The organism is Citrobacter sp. Cpo040 (assembly GCF_030332915.1).
GTDB classification, from domain to species: domain Bacteria; phylum Pseudomonadota; class Gammaproteobacteria; order Enterobacterales; family Enterobacteriaceae; genus Citrobacter; species Citrobacter portucalensis.
In genome coordinates this window covers 79,798-98,173 of the sequence record NZ_JAOWGX010000028.1, presented here as the reverse complement: position 1 = coordinate 98,173, position 18,376 = coordinate 79,798, and the positions used below count along the sequence as shown (strand labels likewise).

Below are 18,376 nucleotides of genomic sequence, written 5' to 3'. Positions count from 1 at the left end.
GAGAATACGACGATGTATCACCTTCGAGTACCGCAAACAGAAGAAGAATTGGAGCGTTACTACCAGTTTCGCTGGGAGATGCTGCGTAAACCTTTGCACCAGCCTAAAGGCTCCGAACGGGATGCCTGGGATGCGATGGCGCATCACCAGATGGTGGTGGACGAAGAGGGGAATCTGGTCGCGGTAGGACGTCTGTATATCAATGCGGATAACGAAGCCTCCATACGCTTTATGGCCGTTGACCCCTCCGTGCAGGAGAAAGGGTTGGGCACGCTGATGGCGATGACCCTGGAGTCTGTGGCGCGTCAGGAAGGGGTAAAGCGCGTAACCTGTAGCGCCCGTGAAGATGCGGTCGAATTTTTTGCCAAACTGGGGTTTGTGAGCCAGGGAGAAATCACTACGCCGCAAACCACGCCGGTGCGTCACTTTTTGATGATTAAACCCATCGCGACGCTGGACGACATTCTCCATCGCGGGGACTGGTGCGGACAGCTACAGCAAGCCTGGTACGAACATATTCCATTAAGCGAGAAAATGGGTGTGCGCATTCAGCAATATACCGGGCAGAAGTTTATCACCACGATGCCCGAGACGGGCAATCAGAACCCGCACCATACGCTGTTTGCCGGGAGTCTGTTTTCACTGGCGACGCTAACGGGCTGGGGACTTATCTGGCTGATGCTGCGTGAGCGTCATCTGGGCGGGACGATAATCCTTGCTGACGCGCATATACGGTACAGCAGGCCGATCACCGGGAAACCTACAGCCATCGCCGATCTGGGTTCGCTGAGCGGAGATCTGGACCGTCTGGCAAGAGGTCGTAAGGCGCGCGTTCAGATGCAGGTCGGGGTATTTGGCGACGACACGCCGGGCGTGGTGTTTGAAGGCACCTACATTGTGCTACCCGCAAAACCGTTTGGCGCATATGAAGAAGGCGGGAACGAGGAAGAGTAAGTCCTCTAGCTGAAATGTAATATTGGGTTCATTTGCTGATGTAAAATGCGGATTATGAAAATGCCATAATCCGCATTTTGATAAAAAATCGCATGCTGTCGATGATTGTATTGACGGGTACCTTCCTTAATCGCAGAACAGTTGTGTCCCATCAAAGCGTTTTTCTCTAACAGTAAAAAAAGCTGTTCCATTTCAGTCGTGTATTTATCCGCCTGCTGATAACCGAATTTTCTCCAGGTGTATTCATAGATAGATTCAAAATCTTCGACTGCCTGATTAGAGAGTTTATACATTCAGACTGCGCTTTTTCCTGTGCGCGACCTCCTGTAGAGTCAGGTCGCTTGTGCCGCTGTGTATCCCATCCTCCAGCGCGTCGCGTAATGCGTTGTTTCGCAATTCTTGTTCTTCCAGTAAACGTAATGCCGAACGGACAACTTCGCTGGTGGAACCATAGCGCCCACTTTCAATCATTTCGTTAATAAAACGATCGAGATGCTCGCCAATCGTAATGCTGGTAGTTCTGGGCATAGGCTTGTCCTTTGTGTTATCTATTCACACAAGATAGCACCCGTGGACGAAAACATGAACAACCTTACTGACCTAGCCGCCAGGCAACATCCCGCATTGCGCTTCGTGCCGCCCGACTCACCCCTGCTAGCTGGAAAAATCCGTGGATAACGCCGAGATAGCGTTGGCAGGTGCACTCCACGCCCTGTTCCTGGAACTTTTGATACAGGGCCTCACCCTCATCTCGCAGTGGATCGAATTCAGCTGTAATGATGTGCGTGGGCGGTAAACCGTTGAAGTCTTCGCGCCAGAGCGGGCTGACTTCGGGATGCAGTGGATTGGTTTGCGGCATATACATCTCGTAGCCCGACAGCAGCGTGTCGCGGGTGATAATGTAATCCTTTCCATTGTGGTCATAGCTCGCAAAGCTGGCGGTTGCATCCAGCATCGGGTAGATCAGCATAAGCTGCGCAGGTTGCCATTGCCTGGTAGCTTTCAGGCGTAGTGCGGTGACCAGCGCCAGATGCCCGCCAGCGCTGTCGCCAGCCAGCGTAATGTTGCTGCGGTCGACACCCAGTTTCTGGGCATACTTCCAGATAATGTTGGCCCCCGATTCAGCATCGTTATGTGCTGCCGGGAAGATGTGCTCTGGTGCGAGGCGATACTGCACCGCAATGACCCGACAGCCGCTGTACCAGGCGAGTTGCCTTAGCTGGTTATCATGTGTGGTAAATCCGCCGCTGACAAAGCAGCCGCCGTGATAATAGATAACGCAGGGGAGATTTCCCGTGCTGCCCCGCGGCGAAACTACGCGAAACATCATGGCATCGAGTTCAATATCTTCAACCTGTACGCGGGTTTCAGTGTCTCCGGCCAGGACCGTGCTGGCGATGTAGCCTGCTCTCCGGTCATCAATATTCTGCTCGCGCGAAGAAGGGCGTCCCGCCGCGATAAATGCCTCAACCAGCTGTGCAATCCCGCTTTCCAGTGCCATTTTCACATCTCCTTATCTGTATGGATATACAGGTTTATAACCTGGATAACTAAGAATGAAAATGGGAAAAATGGGGGCCGGTATGATTTTGGAAAGCGGCTCGCAGATTAAATACCGTCATTGGTTTCTGCTGTTTGAATTCTGTATTGTGAGGAAAATGTACTATACGCCATTGACGTATAGTTAATTTCTATTAATATAGTCCAATGGCGTACTCAAAATGCTATTCATAGAAACGGAAATCTTCACTGAAGACGTCAAAAAATTACTGGATGATGATGAATACCGCAGATTACAGATATTCCTTGCGATTCAGCCTGATTGTGGCGATCTGATACAAGAAACGGGCGGACTGAGAAAGGTTCGCTGGAGATCGCGAGGGAAAGGCAAACGTAGCGGTGTGAGGATTATTTACTTTCATCAAATCAGAAAATCACAAATTCGATTGTTGCTGATTTATCAGAAAGGGATCAAGGATGATCTGACTCCACAAGAAAAAGTGCTGCTGCGTATGTTGAATGGGAGGTGGTAAATGGATAAGGCACTATTTGAGCGATTAACTCAAAGTATGGTTCAGATGAATGAGATCGCTGAAGGAACGCGACAACCTTCCCGTACCTTTCATATTGACGCCATGAAAATAAAGGAAATTCGCCAGTCTTCAGGATTATCACAGACTCGTTTCGCAGATTTGATATCGGTAAGCGTGGATACGTTGCGAAATTGGGAGCAAGGGCGTCGTTCACCGACCGGTCCAGCAAAAGCGTTGTTACGTGCTATTGCCAATGATCCAAAACATGTCATTCAGGCACTAAGATAATCCCCGGCAGTTTGGTTCAATTGCCGGGGGAAGATCTTAAAACTTACTCCCCTTCACCTGGGAACAGGAACGGGTTGATGGAGCTGCGGGCAAAGCCCTCTTGCTCCATGTGCGCGTCCAGCATCAGTGAAGCGAGATCGTCAGCCACGGCTTCAACTTTAGGGTCTTTTTCCTGATAGAGAATCTTTAGGTAAGTCCCACAGTCGCCGCAGCTTTCAGCTTTAATTGCCGCCTGTTCGTTATCCAGCGACCAGTAGTTCAAATCACGGCTTTGCTCGCAGTTGCTGCACTTCACGCGTACCACGTGCCACTCGGTTTCACACAGGTTGCAGTGCAGATAACGCAGCCCCTGAGTGGTACCGATTTGCACCATGCTGGAGACCGGCATTGAACCACACACCGGGCAGTACTGACGCTGTTCACCGTATTCCGCACGGGCTTTGCCGGGGATCAGGCTTGCCATCTGCGCCCAGTAGAGCGACAGGGCAGCCCAAATAAACGGCGCTTTATCGCTGCTGACGGAGGCGAAATCAGAGGCAAACAGCGCGCTGGCCATCAGCTCCAGTTCCTGCTCTGAGGCTTTTTCCAGATTTTCGATCACGGCAAGCGCAGGGCCGCTCATTTCTGGTTTCAGCTCAGCAATTAACGACTGCAGCAGTTTTTGCCAGTGCTTGTCGCGTGGCAGAACGTGGATATCCAGCGGCGGTTTGCCCTGATCGTTCGCTTCTTTGATACGAGCGGTCAGATCCATCTGCAGCGGATGGTCGTACAACACCACTTCCTGCGCGTGGGCGATCAGTGCGGCAAAGCGCAGGTAGTCGCCCAGCGGGTTGTTCTCGGCCAGCTCGCGCAGGCGCTCAGCGCGGCGGTTATACAAATTTTTGAGTCTGGGGAATAATAACGGCGGAATCATATCCGCCGTGCGTTTCTCGCTCTTCTCCAGCTCATCTTGCGGGATTATGCGAATACTCATTCAGATGACTTTTCCTGTTTCTGGCGGACTTCACGGTACCAGCGCGGGTGATGTTTCTTCGCCCATGAACTGGTAACCCATCCTTCCACCATCGCGGTAATGGTGCCTTTCACCCAAAGGGCGGCGTAAATGTGCACCATGATAACCACAATTAACGCTACTGCGGCAAATGAATGCAGCATTAACGCGAATCGGATCACCGGGATTGAGAAAGCAGGCGCAAAATACGGACGCCAGATGACCACTCCGCTCACCAGCAACAGGACCAGGAAGATAATCGCCGCCCAGAATACGCATTTCTGGCCGAAGTTATAACGTCCCGTGTCACCTACTTCCTCGTTGACGACAATCTTACGAATATTCTTCGCCCAAAAGATATCATCCCGATTGATTAGATTGTGGTGCCAGTAACGGAAAAACATGATGATAAACGAGGCAAACATGATCACGCCGACAAACGGGTGCACAATTCGCGCCAGTTGTGGAGTGCCCATGATGTGCATCAGCCAGTTAAAAGACGGGAAGAGAAAGCCCATCCCGCTCACCGCCGCCAGAATGAAGCAGAAGGCGGTGATCCAGTGGTTGATGCGTTCCGGCGCCGTGTAGCGCACGATGGTGTCACGTCGTTTCATTTGCGCACCTCGTCGTCTTTTTCATGCAGATTGTCTTCTTCCTCTTCCGCACGGTTCGGGCCTACGCCGACGTAGTGGAAGATGCTGGCCGCAAATGTCGCTGCAAAGCCGACGGCTGCGAGAGGTTTCCAGATGCCTTTCCAGAACTTAACGGTAGCGCTGATCTCCGGGTTCTCCGGCAGGCCGTGATACAGATTTGGCTTGTCCGCATGGTGCAATACGTACATTACGTGCGTACCGCCAACACCCGCCGGATCGTACAGACCCGCGTTTTCGTAACCACGCGTTTTCAGCTCCGCCACGCGTTCGCCTGCCAGGGTTTTCATCGACTCCTTGGTGCCGAAATGAATGGCACCGGTTGGGCAGGTTTTTACGCAGGCCGGTTCTTGCCCGACCACAACACGGTCAACGCACAACGTACATTTGTAGACGCGGTTGTCTTCCGGATTGAGGCGCGGCACGTCGAACGGGCAGCCCGCGATGCAGTAGCCACAGCCTATGCACTGCTCAGACTGGAAGTCGACGATACCGTTGGCATACTGAATGATTGCGCCTTCAGCCGGACACGCCTTCAGGCAGCCCGGATCGGCGCAGTGCATACAGCCATCCTTGCGGATAAGCCATTCCAGTTTGTCGTTTTGTTCCACTTCCGAGAAGCGCATCACCGTCCAGGATTTGGCGGTCAAATCGGCCGGGTTGTCGTACACCCCAACGTTGTTGCCCACTTCATCACGGATGTCGTTCCATTCAGAACACGCCACCTGACATGCTTTACAGCCGATACAGGTGGTGACGTCGATAAGCTTCGCCACTTCTTCCTGATGGTCCCGCGCCTGAGGCGCGGGGGTGAAACCGTTAGTGGCGGAACGACGAATGATGTCTTGCGATTGATAAGCCATAGGTCGTCTCCGTTACACCTTTTCCACGTTCACGAGGAAGGACTTAAATTCCGGCGTCTGCGTGTTCGCATCACCGACGAATGGCGTTAACGTGTTAGCGATAAAGCCTTTTTTCGCCACACCTTCGTAGCCCCAGTGAATCGGAATACCGATAGTGTCGATATCCTTACCGTTAGCCTTCAGCGTGCGAATACGTTTGGTCACCACCGCCTTGGCCTTAATGTAGCCGCGATTAGAGGAGACTTTGACGGTATCGCCGTGGGAGATACCGAGCTTATTCGCCAGCTTCTCGCCAATTTCCACAAACTGTTCCGGCTGAGCGATGGCATTCAGCAGCGCATGCTTGGTCCAGTAGTGGAAGTGCTCGGTCAGACGGTAGGTTGTACCGACGTACGGGAACTTATCTGCTTTACCCAGTGCTTCTTCGTCACCTTTAAAGATGCGCGCGGCAGGGTTAGAGATTACGTTCGGGTGCAGCGGGTTAGTCCCCAGCGGTGTTTCAAACGGCTCGTAGTGTTCCGGGAACGGACCTTCCGCCATCTTATCGATAGCAAACAGGCGTCCCATCCCTTCCGGCTGCATGATGAACGGCCCTACGTTGCTGCCAGGTGCGGCGGCACTGTAGTCCGGAATATCCATCCCGCTCCACTTCGCCCCATCCCATTTCAGGATCTGACGTTTTGGATCCCACGGATTCCCCTGCGGATCAGCGGAGGCGCGGTTATACAGAATGCGTCGGTTAAGCGGCCATGCCCAGGCCCAGCCCAGCGTATTACCAAGGCCTGACGGGTCGGCGTTATCGCGACGTGCCATCTGGTTGCCTTCCGGCGTCCAGCTACCGGCAAAAATCCAGCAGCCGCTGGAGGTCGTGCCATCGTCACGCAGTTGGGCGAACGAGCTAAGCTGTTGGCCTTTCTTGACGATAACCGCACCGGTTGCCGGGTCGGTAATGTCGGCCAGCGCTTTACCGTTACTCTCCATCGCCACTTCTTCCGAAGCCGGTTCGTGCGGGGTGGAGTAGTTCCAGGTCATGCTCAGCACCTGTTCCGGGTTCGCGCCACCTTGCTCGGCATACATCTTGCGCAGACGCAGGAAGATACCGGCGAGGATTTCGCCATCGGTAACGGCAATCCCCGGGGCATCCGCGCCTTTCCAGTGCCACTGCAGCCAGCGACCGGAGTTAACGATAGAACCGTTCTCTTCGGCGAAGCAGGTGGACGGCAGACGGAATACTTCGGTCTGGATTTTCGACGGATCAACATCGTTTGACTCACCGTGGTTCTGCCAGAAAGTGGAGGTCTCGGTGTTGAGCGGGTCGATAGTGACCAGGAACTTCAGTTTGGACAGTGAAGCCACAACTTTGTTTTTGTTCGGGAATGACGCGACCGGGTTAAAGCCCTGGCAGATATAGCCATTCACTTTGCCCTGATTCATCATCTCGAAGTACTGCAGGACGTCGTACCCTTTATCCCACTTCGGCAGCCAGTCGAAGCCCCAGCTGTTTTCCGCTGTCGCTTTATCGCCAAAGAAGGCTTTCATCATCGAAACGAAGAATTTCGGGTAGTTGCCCCAGTAGTTCACCTGACCTTCCAGCAACGGTTTTGGCGTGTTGGCGGCAAGGTAGGTTTGCAGGTCAGTCTGTTTCTCGCTTGGCAGCGTCATATAGCCTGGCAGGCTTTGTGACAGCAGGCCTAAGTCGGTCAGGCCCTGAATGTTGGAGTGACCGCGCAGGGCGTTAACGCCACCACCGGCCATCCCCATGTTGCCAAGCAGCAACTGGATCATCGCCATGGTACGGATGTTCTGCGCACCCACGGAGTGTTGCGTCCAGCCCAGGGCGTACAGGAACGACGCGGTTTTATCTTTGGCACTGGTTTCTGCAATGTACTCACAGACCTTCAGGAAATCGGCCTTCGGCGTACCGCAGATGTTTTCTACGACGTCCGGCGTGTAGCGGGAGACGTGCTGTTTCAGCAGGTTCCACACGCAGCGCGGATGTTGCAGGGTGACATCGCGTTTGGCGAAGCCTTTTTCATCCAGCTCGTAGTTCCAACTGGTTTTGTCATACTTGCGTTTGTCCGCGTCGTAGCCGGTGAACAGGCCATCTTCGAAACCGTAATCCTCACGCACGATCAGGCTGGCGTTGGTATAGGCCTCAGTGTATTCGCGGTTGAATTTTTCGTTGTTCAGCAGGTACAGCAAAACGCCTGACAGGAAAGCAATGTCAGTACCGGAACGAATCGGCGCATAGAAATCAGCCACCGCAGCGGTTCGCGTAAAGCGTGGATCGATAACAATCAGCTTCGCGCCGTTGTGAATTTTGGCTTCCATCGCCCAGCGGAATCCGACCGGGTGAGCTTCAGCGGCGTTACCGCCCATCACCACGACGAGGTTGGCGTTTTTAATGTCGACCCAGTGGTTGGTCATCGCACCGCGACCAAATGTTGGAGCAAGACTTGCTACCGTTGGTCCGTGTCAGACGCGTGCCTGGTTGTCGACCGCGAGCATACCGAGCGCGCGGGAGAATTTTTGCGTTAAATAGCCGGTTTCGTTACTGGAAGCGGAAGCACACAGCATTCCGGTGGAAAGCCAGCGGTTAACGGTTACGCCTTCAGCGTTTTGTGCAACGTAGTTAGCGTCGCGGTCTTCTTTCATCAGCTTAGCGATGCGGTCAAATGCCTCATCCCAGCTAATCTGTTGCCACTTATCTGAGCCTGGTGCGCGATATTCCGGGAATTTCAGGCGGCTTTCGGAGTGGATGAAGTCCACAAGTCCTGCCCCTTTCGGGCACAATGCGCCACGGTTCACCGGGTGATCCGGGTCCCCTTCGATATGGAAGATGGATGCTTTGGCGTTTTTTGCGCCGTCACCGAGGCTGTACATTAACAGTCCACAGCCAACGGAACAGTAAGTGCAGGTGTTACGGGTTTCGCGGGTGCGCAGCAGTTTATATTGCCGTGTTTCCGCGAGCGCTACGCCGGGTGCAAAGCCCAGTGCCGCTGCCGTGGTGCCTGCCATACCGCCAGCGCAGATCTTAAAGAACTGCCTTCTGCTGACCTGCATGGTTCGCTCCTTGTTTCGACATTGTCACGTTCCCTTCGCTTTTCTGTAACGCGAACGCGAGGGAAGTGGTTGTTATTTTTCTTTGCGGACGGGACCGCAAAGGTCCAGAATTGGGTGAATTTCCCTCCGTCCAGGAGGGATTTGTAAAGAATACCACAATGTTGGTATGCGTGTTCCAATATGGTTAAAAGAAAGTGAATAAGATTATTCAAGAAAACATCAAGAATGTGACATCTTCGACAGGATCGCGCCAGTTGACCCTCTGGAAGCGCGAGGATTTGCAACATCCTCAGCCTGATGAGGTAGCTGAAGAAGTGCCTGTTGCGCTGGTATACAACGGGATTTCGCACGTGGTGATGATGGCATCACCGAAAGATCTTGAGCACTTCGCGGTGGGTTTTTCACTTTCTGAAGGCATTATTGAGTCCCCGCAGGATATCTACGGAATGGACGTAGTGCCTTCCTGCAACGGATTGGAAGTGCAGGTTGAACTGTCCAGCCGTCGCTTTATGGGGCTGAAGGAGCGTCGTCGCGCGCTAGCCGGTCGCACCGGTTGCGGCGTTTGTGGCGTGGAGCAGCTCAATGACATTGGCAAGCCGGTCCAGCCGCTGCCGTTTACCCAGATATTCGATCTGGCGAATCTTGATAACGCTTTACGACACCTCAACGATTTTCAACCCGTGGGGCAACTGACAGGCTGCACGCACGCGGCTGCCTGGGTACAGCCGTCAGGTCATCTGGCGGGCGGGCATGAAGATGTTGGACGTCATGTTGCGTTGGATAAACTGCTGGGACGACGTGCAATCGAAGGGGAAACCTGGCAACAGGGCGCGGTATTAGTCTCCAGCCGTGCCAGTTATGAGATGGTGCAGAAATCGGCGATGTGCGGTGTGGAGATCCTGTTTGCTGTTTCTGCGGCGACAACGCTCGCCGTGGAAGTTGCCGAACGTTGTAACCTGACGCTGGTGGGTTTTTGCAAACCGGGCAGGGCGACGATCTATACGCATCCGCAACGTCTGGTCGCGCTGTGACGCCACCAGGCGGCCAGAATACTGCCGGAAAATGCCAGTTCCATGATTACGGCAACTGGCGAGCCAACAATCACATTGTTCAGCAGCCAACACAGGCTGCCGCACAAGGTGTATCCCCGTAATTTTCCGCTGCGTTTTTGAAATGACGCAAAGGTCATCAGCAGGCTTCCCATCAGCGGCAAAATACTCGACAGATTTTGCCAAAGATAAATGCTACACAGCAGCGACCCCAGCATAAATCCCCACATCACCCAGCGGTGAAAGGTGACGATGGCTGTCGCGTAGCGGCATGCGGCAATGATCATTAACCCAGCCGCAGCGTGTTGATCCAAAAGATAGAAATGGATAGCTAACAGAGACGTAGAACTGGTGAGCAGCGTTAAAGTGATAGCCCGGCGTTGAAAATGAAAAGCGGAAATATCCAGTAAGAAGCTGATGCCAGCCAGCATCTGAGAAAGAAGAAATGCGTTCATTGTGGTCGCCATCTATTAAAGAGTGACGGGACAATAATCGACGCATCACCGTAAGGCGTTAACCTTTGTTAAGACGCTGGCGAATACGGGACAGGCTAACGGGGGTAATGCCGATATAGCTGGCAAGATCGCGCTGGGTGAGCTGTGACTCCCAGTCCGGGAAGTGTGTTTGTACGTACTGATAGCGTTGCTCTGGGGTATTGAGCAGCAGCATTTGCTCTTTTTTCTCTTTGTAGATCAATTGCTGGACCAGTAGCTGAGTCTTAATATCCTGATTTTCCGGCGCATCAAGCAAAGCCAAGGGTATTTCAGTGGTTTCTCCCGCGGCGATCATTTGTAGGCTGTAATCGGCAGGTGTGTTAGTTAGCCAGTTCAGGTACAGAAAGCAGTATTCCCCGGCAAAGTAGAACTCTTTAACCCTTTCAACGCCGTTGTCCGCGTGATAAACCGCACGAGCCACACCATGATGTAAAAGATGAATTTTACTTTGTGGTTCACCCTGACGAAGTAACCAATTACCCGCCTGTTGCGTTTTTCTACGGCTGCCAGCAAGCCATTGTGATTCCTGATTACGTAACATCTTATCTCTCAAATAATTTGAATAAGACTGGCAAATCCTTCCGCTTTCAGTTGTTCGGGTATCAGCCTATTATTTATCACATCAAGGCACGGTGCCTTACTCAAACAACTAAGTTAAAGGGTTTATATCATGAAAAGCATCAAAACTTTTGTCGCAGTTATCGCTCTGGCTACTTCTTTCGGTTCTTTCGCTGCTCAGACAGTGACCGCAACCGGTTCTACGCTGGAAAGCGCTGAAGCAAAAATCGCCGCTCAGGCTGAACGTGCAGGCGCCAGCGATTACAAAATCACTCAGGCATACACCGGTAACCGCGTGCACATGACCGCCGAACTGCTGAAATAAGATACCTTAGTACTGTCGAAAGAGCGCCCTTGAGGCGCTTTTTTAGTTTATACCCGCCATTCGCAGCAATGCGGTCACCACTGCGGCAGCGACGATCACCACGATTAGCGGCATCTTGCGCCATGCGAGAAATACCGCAAAAGCCACGCCCAGCACGCGCGCCATGCCAGCGAAGTGTTCGCCTTCGTAAAAGGTAGTCGCCAGCGCAACGGAGAACAGTAATACCGTTGCGGCGTCGGAAAGCAGCGCCTGCGAGCGTTCCGAGAACGCTAAACGGCTCCCAAGCTTCGCTCCTCCTAAACGCATTAAATATGTTCCCAGAGATAACATGGCGATACCGACGATAAACAGCGTCATGTTGCCCATTATTTTTTCCTCGTCAGTAAGCCAAACAGTGAGAGCAAAACAGGTAAACCGACCGGCGCAAAGGGGATGGCGGCAAGCGACAACCCGGCGCCGCTACAGGCGCGAATCAGCGTGGTGCGGTTTTTAAAGGTCGGGACCACTAAGGCTAATAAAATTGCAGGGAAGACGGCATCCAGACCGATGGTTTCCGGGGCGGGGAGCAGTTTGCCGACGCCCGCGCCGATCAGTGTGCCAACAGGCCAGAAAAGCGCGACGCCCAGACCGCACAGCCAGAAGGCGGCTTTACGTTGTTCGGGCGTTTTTTGCGACAGGCCAAAGACTACGCTTTCGTCGTTCATGATATGACAGCCGAGGAAACTCGCAGCCCGCGAGCCCACCAGATCGCGCACCGTGACGCCAAACGGCACGTGTCGGGCGTTGACCAGTAAGCCGGCAGCCGCAGCCGCCAGTGGGTTACCGCCACTGGCGACGATGCCGATAAACATAAACTCGGACGCACCCGCCAGTACCGTAATCGAAAGCACAAACGGCACCCACAGCGGGAAGCCGTAGGCCATCGCCAACGAGCCGTATGACATGCCGACTACGCCGACGGCCAGACAGACTAAAAATATTGCTTTTATCGTGTCGCCTTTGAGACTGGAAAAATAATGTTTCATACCGTTTTAGCCATATCGAACGAATTTCCATTATAATGAACGCGACCAGTTAATATTACAAGTCGAACGAATCGTTCGATATAAAGAACATGGAGTCGTGAATGACCCAGCCCATCAGTATGATCGCGAAAAGCCTTGTGCGTGAACGTCAGCGCACCGGTTTGTCATTGGCAGAGATTGCCCGTCGCGCAGGGATTGCAAAATCGACACTCTCGCAATTGGAAGCGGGCAATGGCAATCCTAGCCTGGAAACGCTCTGGTCGCTGTGTGTGGCGTTAGATATTCCCTTTGCTCGCCTGCTGGAGCCGCAGGAACAAAAAACGCAGGTGATTCGCCGCGGCGAAGGAACAAAGGTGGTGGCTGAGCAGGCCCACTATCAGGCCATTTTACTGGCCGCCTGCCCGCCGGGGGCGCGGCGGGATATCTATCTGCTGCTGACGCAGCCGGGCGCGGATCGTATTTCACAGCCGCATCCACCGGGATCGGTTGAACACATCATCGTGACGCAGGGTAAGGCGATGGTAGGATTGACGGAAGCCCCGGAGGAGTTAGGCGAGGGGGACTATATTTGTTACCCCGCCGATCGGGCGCATATTTTTAAAGCGCTGGAGCCTGACACCCAGGCGATTCTGGTTTCTGAGCAGAACTAACTGTTCTGTTACGTTGTGCCGGATGCGGCGCGTTAGCGCCTTATCCGGCCTACAAGTCTATTGCAAATAAAACACTTCTTTTAGCTCTGCGCTAACCGGGCTGTTGTCGGGGTTTGCTGGCATTACGTCACGCATATGCTTCCACCAACGTTGGCAAACGTCGGTGTTGGCAACGGCATTCCAGCGTTCTTCGGACTCAATCTCAACGGTGGCGAACAGCAGATTGCGCGCCTGATCGAGATAAATCGCGTAGTGATGGGCGCCGTGCTCTTTCAGCACAGCTTCCAGCTCTGGCCAGATGGGATTGTGCCGACGTTGATATTCAACATGTGCGTCGGCATTCACCTGCATCACAAAGGCCTTGCGGATCATAACGCCTCCAGATACAGCTCACGGACCTCGTCGCGGCTGGCGGTGCGCGGGTTGCATGGCGCACACGGATCGGCCAACGCTTTATCCAGCCAGCCTTCAATATCCTCTTTCGTCACGCCAAGGGAACTAAAGCCCGCAGGAATACCGACACGCTTGCTGAGTGCACGAATCGCGTTGATGGCCTCCATACTTGCCGCTTCATCGCTCATGTCACGGGTATCGACGCCCATTGCCTGCGCCACGCGGGCAAAGCGCGTCACGGCGTTAGGACGGTTAAAGTTTTCGATTACCGGCAGCAGGATGGCGTTGCAGACGCCGTGTGGCAGATTATGGGTTGCGCCCGGCTGGTGCGCCAGCGCATGCACCAGACCCAGACCAGCGCTGTTAAATGCCATCCCCGCCAGATACTGACCAAACGCCATTTGCTCACGAGCTTCGAGGTTATGACCGTCGTCGACCGCTTTTGGTAGCCACAGGTTGATCAGGCGAATCGCTTCCAGCGCGTTAGCGTCGGTGAGCGGATGCGCGCCAACGGAAACATAGGCTTCCACCGCGTGGGTCAGGGCGTCCATACCGGTTGCGGCGGTGACGGAGGCCGGGATTTCCAGCATGACGCTGGCATCATCCACGGCGATATCCGGGATGATATTTGGGTCGATGATCACCTCTTTGACCTTACGGGCAGAGTCGATAATGACCGCGTTACTGGTCATCTCTGCTGCCGTACCGGCGGTAGTGTTGATGGCGACCAGCGGGACGCCAGCATTTTTCACTTTGCCCACGCCGGAGTAGGCGGTAGAAGGGCCAGGGTTGGCTGTCAGAATTTTCACTGCTTTGGCGGTATCGATCGGGCTGCCGCCACCGAAGGCGATGATGTAGTTACATTCTGCGCCCTGATAGGCCGCAAACCCTTTCTGTACCAGCTCTTCTGTCGGGTTCGGGAATACTTCATCAAACAAGTGGTAAGACATTTGATGTTTATCCAGCGCGGCAAACAGGCTATTCAGCAGGCCCAGTTTTACCAGTTGACCATCGGTGACGATCAGCGCTTTGCCCCATTGTTTATTCGCCACGAGATTCACCATATCGGCAATTGCGCCGGCGCCATGCAGGCTAATTTTTGGCAGTGCCAACATAAAGCTCATCATTATTCTCCTTAATAATAAAATCCTGTAGGCCGGATAAAGCGAAGCCGCATCCGGCGTTGAGTTGGGAGGTATCAGTACAGCTCTATGGCGCTTGCCAGCGGCGTAACACCAAAGCGTTTGCCAAGTGCGACCAGCTCTTCACGTGAGATGGTCTGCTTCATACCGCCCATCGAAAAGATTTTGACCAGAACTTCGGCGGATTTCTCTGCGGTATCTATCAAACCGAACGCTTCGTCTAGGGTAGGTCCGCTTCCGAACACGCCGTGGAACGGCCAAAGTACCAGCGAGTGTTTCTGCATTTCCTCGGCGGTCGCCTGGCCGATTTCATCTGTACCCGGCACCATCCACGGGAGAATGCCAACGCCATCCGGGAACACCACCAGGCACTCGGTGCTGCCTTCCCACAGCTTGCGGGTAATCAGCGCTGTGTTGTTTTCCAGTACGTAGGTCAGAGCGATCAGGTTGGTGGCATGGCAGTGCATGATCACGCGGTCTTTACCGTTCGTCGCTTTAATGCGTTCGCAGTGAGAGAGGAAGTGAGCCGGCAGTTCAGAGGTCGGCACGGCCTCGTGGGTCAGGCCCCAGAGGATGTGGTAGCCCGCACCGTCGCTGTCTATTTGTACCACGCCCAAGTTTGCCGCGGGATCGAGCTGGACGTTACGGAAAAACTTACCGGAACCGGTGACGATAAACGGTGTGTTTGCCAGCAGCGGCATCGGCTGACTTAGCGCAATATAGCGTGGTTTTTCGTGGAAATCGGCGCTAAACGGCGCGATATCTGCTTCATCAAGACGCAGCGTCAGGTTGCCGCCGTTACGCTCGTCCCAGCCTTTCAGCCACGCATCAGAAGTGGCTTTGATCATCCCCTGGACGAACCAGGAAGTAGTAATGTTTTGCATGTTCGGTGTTCCTGTTTATTGCCCGAACGTTATCGGGTCTTACGTAGGCCGGATAAGCGAAGCGCCACCCGGCAATCGTGTTTCATTTATTGCCGGATGGCGACGCGGGGCGTCTTATCCGGCCTACAAGCCTGGCGTCACGGTTAGCTACGTTTGCTCAAAATCTCTTTTTCATAAGCGCGCACGCTGTCCAGCCACTGGCTGCCCGCAGGCGTGTCGTGGCGCAGGCAATACATCTCCCAGACGGCCTGCCACGGCAGCGATTTTTGCTCTTCCAGCAGGACCAGGCGTGCGGTGTAGTCGCCGCTGGCTTCGAGCTGACGCAGTTGTTCGGTGGGTTCTAACAGCGCGCGCAGCAGGGCTTTTTTCATATTGCGAGTGCCGATCACCCACGCGGCAATGCGGTTAATGGAGGCGTCGAAGAAGTCGAGGCCAATGTGTACGCGGTCAAACAGGTTGTGGCGAACGATCTCGCTGGCAATCGCCTGAGTTTCATCATCCAGCAGTACCACGTGATCGCTGTCCCAGCGCACTGGACGGCTGACGTGCAGCAGCAGGCGCGGTACATACAGCATGGCGGCGGAAATTTTGTCGGAGATCACTTCAGTCGGATGGAAGTGGCCCGCATCCAGACACAGTGCGGTCTGGCGGCTGGTGGCGTAACCCATGTAGAACTCGTTAGAGCCCACGGTGTAGCTTTCCGCACCGATGCCAAACAGCTTGCTTTCGACGGCATCGATATGGTGCGCCGGGTCGAGTTTCTCGCTGATCACTTCGTCCAGTGCGTCCAGCAGACGCTGGCGCGGCGCTAAACGGTCAACGGTGATGTCTTTCATGCCATCCGGGATCCAGATGTTCATCACCGATGGTGTACCCAACTGCTCGCCAAAATACGCCGAGACGCGACGGCTGGCTTTGCAGTGATCGATCCAGAACTGGCGAATGGTGTCGTCGGCGTGCGCCAGAGTGAAACCGTCGGCGCTCAGCGGGTGTGAGAAGCAGGATGGGTTGAAATCCAGCCCTAACTGGTTCGCTTTCGCCCACTCCACCCAGTTTTTAAAGTGCTCAGGTTTGATTTGGTCGCGGGCAACCGGCGTATCAGATTCCAGATAGATCGCGTGCAAATTCAGACGTTTTGGACCAGGAATCAGGCTCAGCGCCTGCTCCAGATCGGCCCGCAGTTCGGTGGCGTTACGCGCTTTACCCGGATAGTTACCGGTAGCCTGAATACCGCCAGTGAGCGAGCCTTCCGGGTTTTCGAAACCGGCGACATCATCGCCCTGCCAGCAGTGCATGGAGACCGGCAGACGATCGAGCTGGCGTAAGGCCGCCTCGACATCAATGCCTACCGCGGCGAAACGCAGTTTTGCCAGTTCCCAGGCTTGTTCAAGTTGAGTGGTCATGCGCAAAGCTCCTTTGTCTGTCGTAGTGATTGAAACTGCGCCTGGTAGCGGGCAATTTCACTTTCAGGATTGGGAATGAAGGTGGTCAGTTCGTAGTTGGCGCGCACCACCTGACGGAAATCATCGACGTTGTTCAGCTCGTCCAGCGTCATCAGCTGGATGCCAATATTGCCGAGCGTGGAAGCCTCAATCGGCCCGGACATCACGCGAATACCGCAGGCATCCGAACATAGCTGGTTCAGTAAGGTGTTCTGGCAGCCGCCACCGACAATGTGCAGTTGGCTAAATGCTGCACCACGCAGTTGTGCCAGTTCTTGCAGGATGTCGGCGTACAGCAACGCCAGGCTGTCGAAGATACAGCGCGCCAGTTCGGCGTTTTGCAGAGGAACGGGTTGGCCTGATTCATGGCATGCTGCCTGAATTTCTGCACTCATATCGTCGGGGTTGATAAAGCGATCGTCGTTCGGGTTTATCAGGAACTGGCAGGCCGGCAGCGCTTGCGTTTGGCTGATAAGCGTTGGCAGGTCGGTAATCTGGCGCTCTTTTAATACGCGCTGGAGCAGCCACAGCCCCATGATATTTTTCAGGACACGGTAGCGTCCTTCCGCGCCGCCTTCATTGGTGATATTCGCCGCCAGCGCCACATCATTGGTATACGGTGTTCTGCTCTCAAAGCCCATCAGCGACCAGGTCCCGGAAGAGAGATAGGCGCTGTTTTTATCGGCCAGCGGAGAAGCAATGACCGCGCTGGCCGTGTCGTGACTGGCGACGGCGACAACCGGAATTTGGTTTTTCTGCGGGCAAATCCAGTGGCCGATCACGTTCCCAGGATGCGTCGGGCGACCAAACCAGGCTTTGTCTGCCCCGGTCCACGCCAGCAGTGTGTCATCCCAGTCGTCGGTATTGATATTGACTAGCTGGGTGGTGGTGGCGTTGGTGTATTCCCAGTTCATTTTGCCGGTCAGGCGAAAGCTGAAGTAGTCGGGGATCAGCAGGGCATGGGCCACCCGCGGGAGCAGTTCTGGCTGCTGTTCAACCAGTGCACGCAGTTGATACAGGGTGTTAAAGGGCAGAAACTGAATGCCGCTACGGCGGTAAATTTCACCTTTACCCGGCTGTTCCATCGCCTGCGCCATAATGCCGGTCGTGCGGCTGTCACGGTAAGAGACCGGCAGACCGACACGTTGACCGACGTTATCGATCAGAACGTAATCCACGCCCCAGGTATCAATGCCGATGCTGTCTATCCGAATGCCTTCATCGCAGACTTTTTTCATGCCAAGACGAATATCGTTTTCCAGGCTGTCGATGTCCCAGGTGTCAAAACCGTCTGTTTTTTGCAGGCAGTTCATGAAGCGGTGGATTTCACGTAGCGTCAGGGAGCGGTGTTCACTGTCGTAACGCGCCAGCATTACGCGCCCACTGGATGCGCCGAGATCGACTGCGATACAATGGCGAAAAGTCATAGCGAGGTCCTTCTGAGTTTTATTGCACTCAGTCTAAGAACCCCAGATAACGCGTACCTTCTTGACAGTGACAGCCACAATTAGCGGCTGGCAACATGGCAAAGGTGAACGTGACGCTGTTCACAATTTCTATTAATAGGACCTG

At 54.2% G+C, this 18,376-nt stretch carries 22 protein-coding genes; 6 read left to right on the top strand and 16 right to left on the bottom strand.

Translation table 11 applies throughout. The features are described 5' to 3' along the window. Positions 1–12 precede the first annotated feature (12 nt). Positions 13–954 carry a fatty acid biosynthesis protein FabY gene (gene fabY, locus OGX86_RS01605; RefSeq protein WP_003825286.1) on the top strand — a complete coding sequence of 314 codons (942 nt, stop codon included), beginning with the start codon at positions 13–15 and terminating at the stop codon, positions 952–954. A 5-nt stretch (positions 955–959) separates the two neighbouring features. Here fabY and OGX86_RS01600 read toward each other — a convergent pair whose 3' ends face one another. The 3 genes from OGX86_RS01600 to OGX86_RS01590 all read right to left on the bottom strand — a co-directional run bounded on the left by OGX86_RS01600 (position 960) and on the right by OGX86_RS01590 (position 2,455). After that, positions 960–1,247 carry a type II toxin-antitoxin system RelE/ParE family toxin gene (locus OGX86_RS01600; protein ID WP_003825284.1) on the bottom strand — a complete coding sequence of 96 codons (288 nt, stop codon included), beginning with the start codon at positions 1,245–1,247 and terminating at the stop codon, positions 960–962. Beyond that, the gene (locus OGX86_RS01595) at positions 1,240–1,482 is read right to left on the bottom strand and encodes a type II toxin-antitoxin system ParD family antitoxin (RefSeq protein ID WP_003825282.1); all 243 of its coding nucleotides are present in this window, start codon (positions 1,480–1,482) and stop codon (positions 1,240–1,242) included. The genes OGX86_RS01600 and OGX86_RS01595 overlap by 8 nt, the downstream gene beginning before the upstream one ends. A 64-nt stretch (positions 1,483–1,546) precedes the next feature. Beyond that, entirely contained in the window at positions 1,547–2,455 is a 909-nt protein-coding gene (locus OGX86_RS01590) for an alpha/beta hydrolase (protein WP_048227550.1), read from the bottom strand. A gap of 220 nt (positions 2,456–2,675) precedes the next feature. On the opposite strand from OGX86_RS01590, the gene OGX86_RS01585 reads away from it, so the two are divergent. Together OGX86_RS01585 and nadS are read left to right on the top strand one after the other, a co-directional pair. Continuing rightward, a complete protein-coding gene (locus OGX86_RS01585) occupies positions 2,676–2,987 on the top strand; it encodes a toxin HigB-2 (RefSeq protein ID WP_103015341.1) in 312 nt (103 codons plus the stop codon). Further along, a complete protein-coding gene (gene nadS, locus OGX86_RS01580) occupies positions 2,988–3,275 on the top strand; it encodes a NadS family protein (RefSeq protein ID WP_038635893.1) in 288 nt (95 codons plus the stop codon). Positions 3,276–3,318: 43 nt separating this feature from the next. Here the strand turns inward: nadS and fdhE are convergent, their stop codons facing one another. From fdhE to fdnG, 4 genes are read right to left on the bottom strand one after another with little or no spacing between them, the layout of a single operon-like run. After that, positions 3,319–4,248, bottom strand: a complete 930-nt coding sequence (gene fdhE / locus OGX86_RS01575; protein ID WP_003028685.1) for a formate dehydrogenase accessory protein FdhE — start codon at positions 4,246–4,248, stop codon at positions 3,319–3,321. Further along, complete coding sequence (gene fdoI, locus OGX86_RS01570) at positions 4,245–4,880, bottom strand: formate dehydrogenase cytochrome b556 subunit (RefSeq protein WP_003028686.1); 636 nt, start codon at positions 4,878–4,880, stop codon at positions 4,245–4,247. Before fdoI ends, fdhE begins: the two co-directional genes overlap by 4 nt. Continuing rightward, entirely contained in the window at positions 4,877–5,779 is a 903-nt protein-coding gene (fdoH, locus tag OGX86_RS01565) for a formate dehydrogenase O subunit beta (protein ID WP_003825273.1), read from the bottom strand. The genes fdoI and fdoH overlap by 4 nt, the downstream gene beginning before the upstream one ends. A 12-nt stretch (positions 5,780–5,791) precedes the next feature. Beyond that, the gene (gene fdnG / locus OGX86_RS01560; RefSeq protein WP_100247862.1) at positions 5,792–8,842 is read right to left on the bottom strand and encodes a formate dehydrogenase-N subunit alpha; all 3,051 of its coding nucleotides are present in this window, start codon (positions 8,840–8,842) and stop codon (positions 5,792–5,794) included. A gap of 194 nt (positions 8,843–9,036) precedes the next feature. Between fdnG and fdhD the strand changes: the two genes are divergently transcribed. Beyond that, complete coding sequence (fdhD, locus tag OGX86_RS01555; RefSeq protein WP_213786329.1) at positions 9,037–9,873, top strand: formate dehydrogenase accessory sulfurtransferase FdhD; 837 nt, start codon at positions 9,037–9,039, stop codon at positions 9,871–9,873. On the opposite strand, the gene OGX86_RS01550 is transcribed toward fdhD, so the two are convergent. Both OGX86_RS01550 and OGX86_RS01545 read right to left on the bottom strand, forming a co-directional pair. Then, positions 9,840–10,346, bottom strand: a complete 507-nt coding sequence (locus OGX86_RS01550) for a YgjV family protein (RefSeq protein WP_032945569.1) — start codon at positions 10,344–10,346, stop codon at positions 9,840–9,842. The two genes, fdhD and OGX86_RS01550, sit on opposite strands and share 34 nt — an antisense overlap. 58 nt (positions 10,347–10,404) lie before the next feature. Then, positions 10,405–10,926, bottom strand: a complete 522-nt coding sequence (locus OGX86_RS01545) for a Crp/Fnr family transcriptional regulator (protein ID WP_048227552.1) — start codon at positions 10,924–10,926, stop codon at positions 10,405–10,407. Positions 10,927–11,055: 129 nt separating this feature from the next. On the opposite strand from OGX86_RS01545, the gene OGX86_RS01540 reads away from it, so the two are divergent. Further along, complete coding sequence (locus OGX86_RS01540; RefSeq protein WP_003825262.1) at positions 11,056–11,268, top strand: YdgH/BhsA/McbA family protein; 213 nt, start codon at positions 11,056–11,058, stop codon at positions 11,266–11,268. A gap of 42 nt (positions 11,269–11,310) precedes the next feature. Here the strand turns inward: OGX86_RS01540 and OGX86_RS01535 are convergent, their stop codons facing one another. Beyond that, on the bottom strand, positions 11,311–11,634 hold the full coding sequence (locus OGX86_RS01535; protein ID WP_003825260.1) for an AzlD domain-containing protein: 324 nt from the start codon (positions 11,632–11,634) through the stop codon (positions 11,311–11,313). Then, on the bottom strand, positions 11,634–12,293 hold the full coding sequence (locus OGX86_RS01530; protein WP_032945572.1) for an AzlC family ABC transporter permease: 660 nt from the start codon (positions 12,291–12,293) through the stop codon (positions 11,634–11,636). The genes OGX86_RS01535 and OGX86_RS01530 overlap by 1 nt, the downstream gene beginning before the upstream one ends. Before the next feature lie 101 nt (positions 12,294–12,394). Here OGX86_RS01530 and OGX86_RS01525 point away from each other — a divergent pair, with 101 nt between their 5' ends. Further along, a complete protein-coding gene (locus OGX86_RS01525) occupies positions 12,395–12,943 on the top strand; it encodes a helix-turn-helix domain-containing protein (protein WP_003825255.1) in 549 nt (182 codons plus the stop codon). A 57-nt stretch (positions 12,944–13,000) separates the two neighbouring features. On the opposite strand, the gene rhaM is transcribed toward OGX86_RS01525, so the two are convergent. The 5 genes from rhaM to rhaB all read right to left on the bottom strand — a co-directional run bounded on the left by rhaM (position 13,001) and on the right by rhaB (position 18,231). Then, on the bottom strand, positions 13,001–13,315 hold the full coding sequence (gene rhaM / locus OGX86_RS01520; RefSeq protein WP_103015337.1) for an L-rhamnose mutarotase: 315 nt from the start codon (positions 13,313–13,315) through the stop codon (positions 13,001–13,003). Next, the gene (gene fucO / locus OGX86_RS01515; protein ID WP_286639144.1) at positions 13,312–14,460 is read right to left on the bottom strand and encodes a lactaldehyde reductase; all 1,149 of its coding nucleotides are present in this window, start codon (positions 14,458–14,460) and stop codon (positions 13,312–13,314) included. Before fucO ends, rhaM begins: the two co-directional genes overlap by 4 nt. 74 nt (positions 14,461–14,534) lie before the next feature. Continuing rightward, the gene (gene rhaD / locus OGX86_RS01510) at positions 14,535–15,362 is read right to left on the bottom strand and encodes a rhamnulose-1-phosphate aldolase (protein ID WP_286639109.1); all 828 of its coding nucleotides are present in this window, start codon (positions 15,360–15,362) and stop codon (positions 14,535–14,537) included. 143 nt (positions 15,363–15,505) lie between these two features. Further along, positions 15,506–16,765 (bottom strand): L-rhamnose isomerase, encoded by a 1,260-nt coding sequence (locus tag OGX86_RS01505; RefSeq protein ID WP_286639107.1) that lies wholly within the window; start codon positions 16,763–16,765, stop codon positions 15,506–15,508. After that, the gene (gene rhaB, locus OGX86_RS01500; RefSeq protein WP_286639103.1) at positions 16,762–18,231 is read right to left on the bottom strand and encodes a rhamnulokinase; all 1,470 of its coding nucleotides are present in this window, start codon (positions 18,229–18,231) and stop codon (positions 16,762–16,764) included. Before rhaB ends, OGX86_RS01505 begins: the two co-directional genes overlap by 4 nt. Positions 18,232–18,376 lie beyond the last annotated feature (145 nt).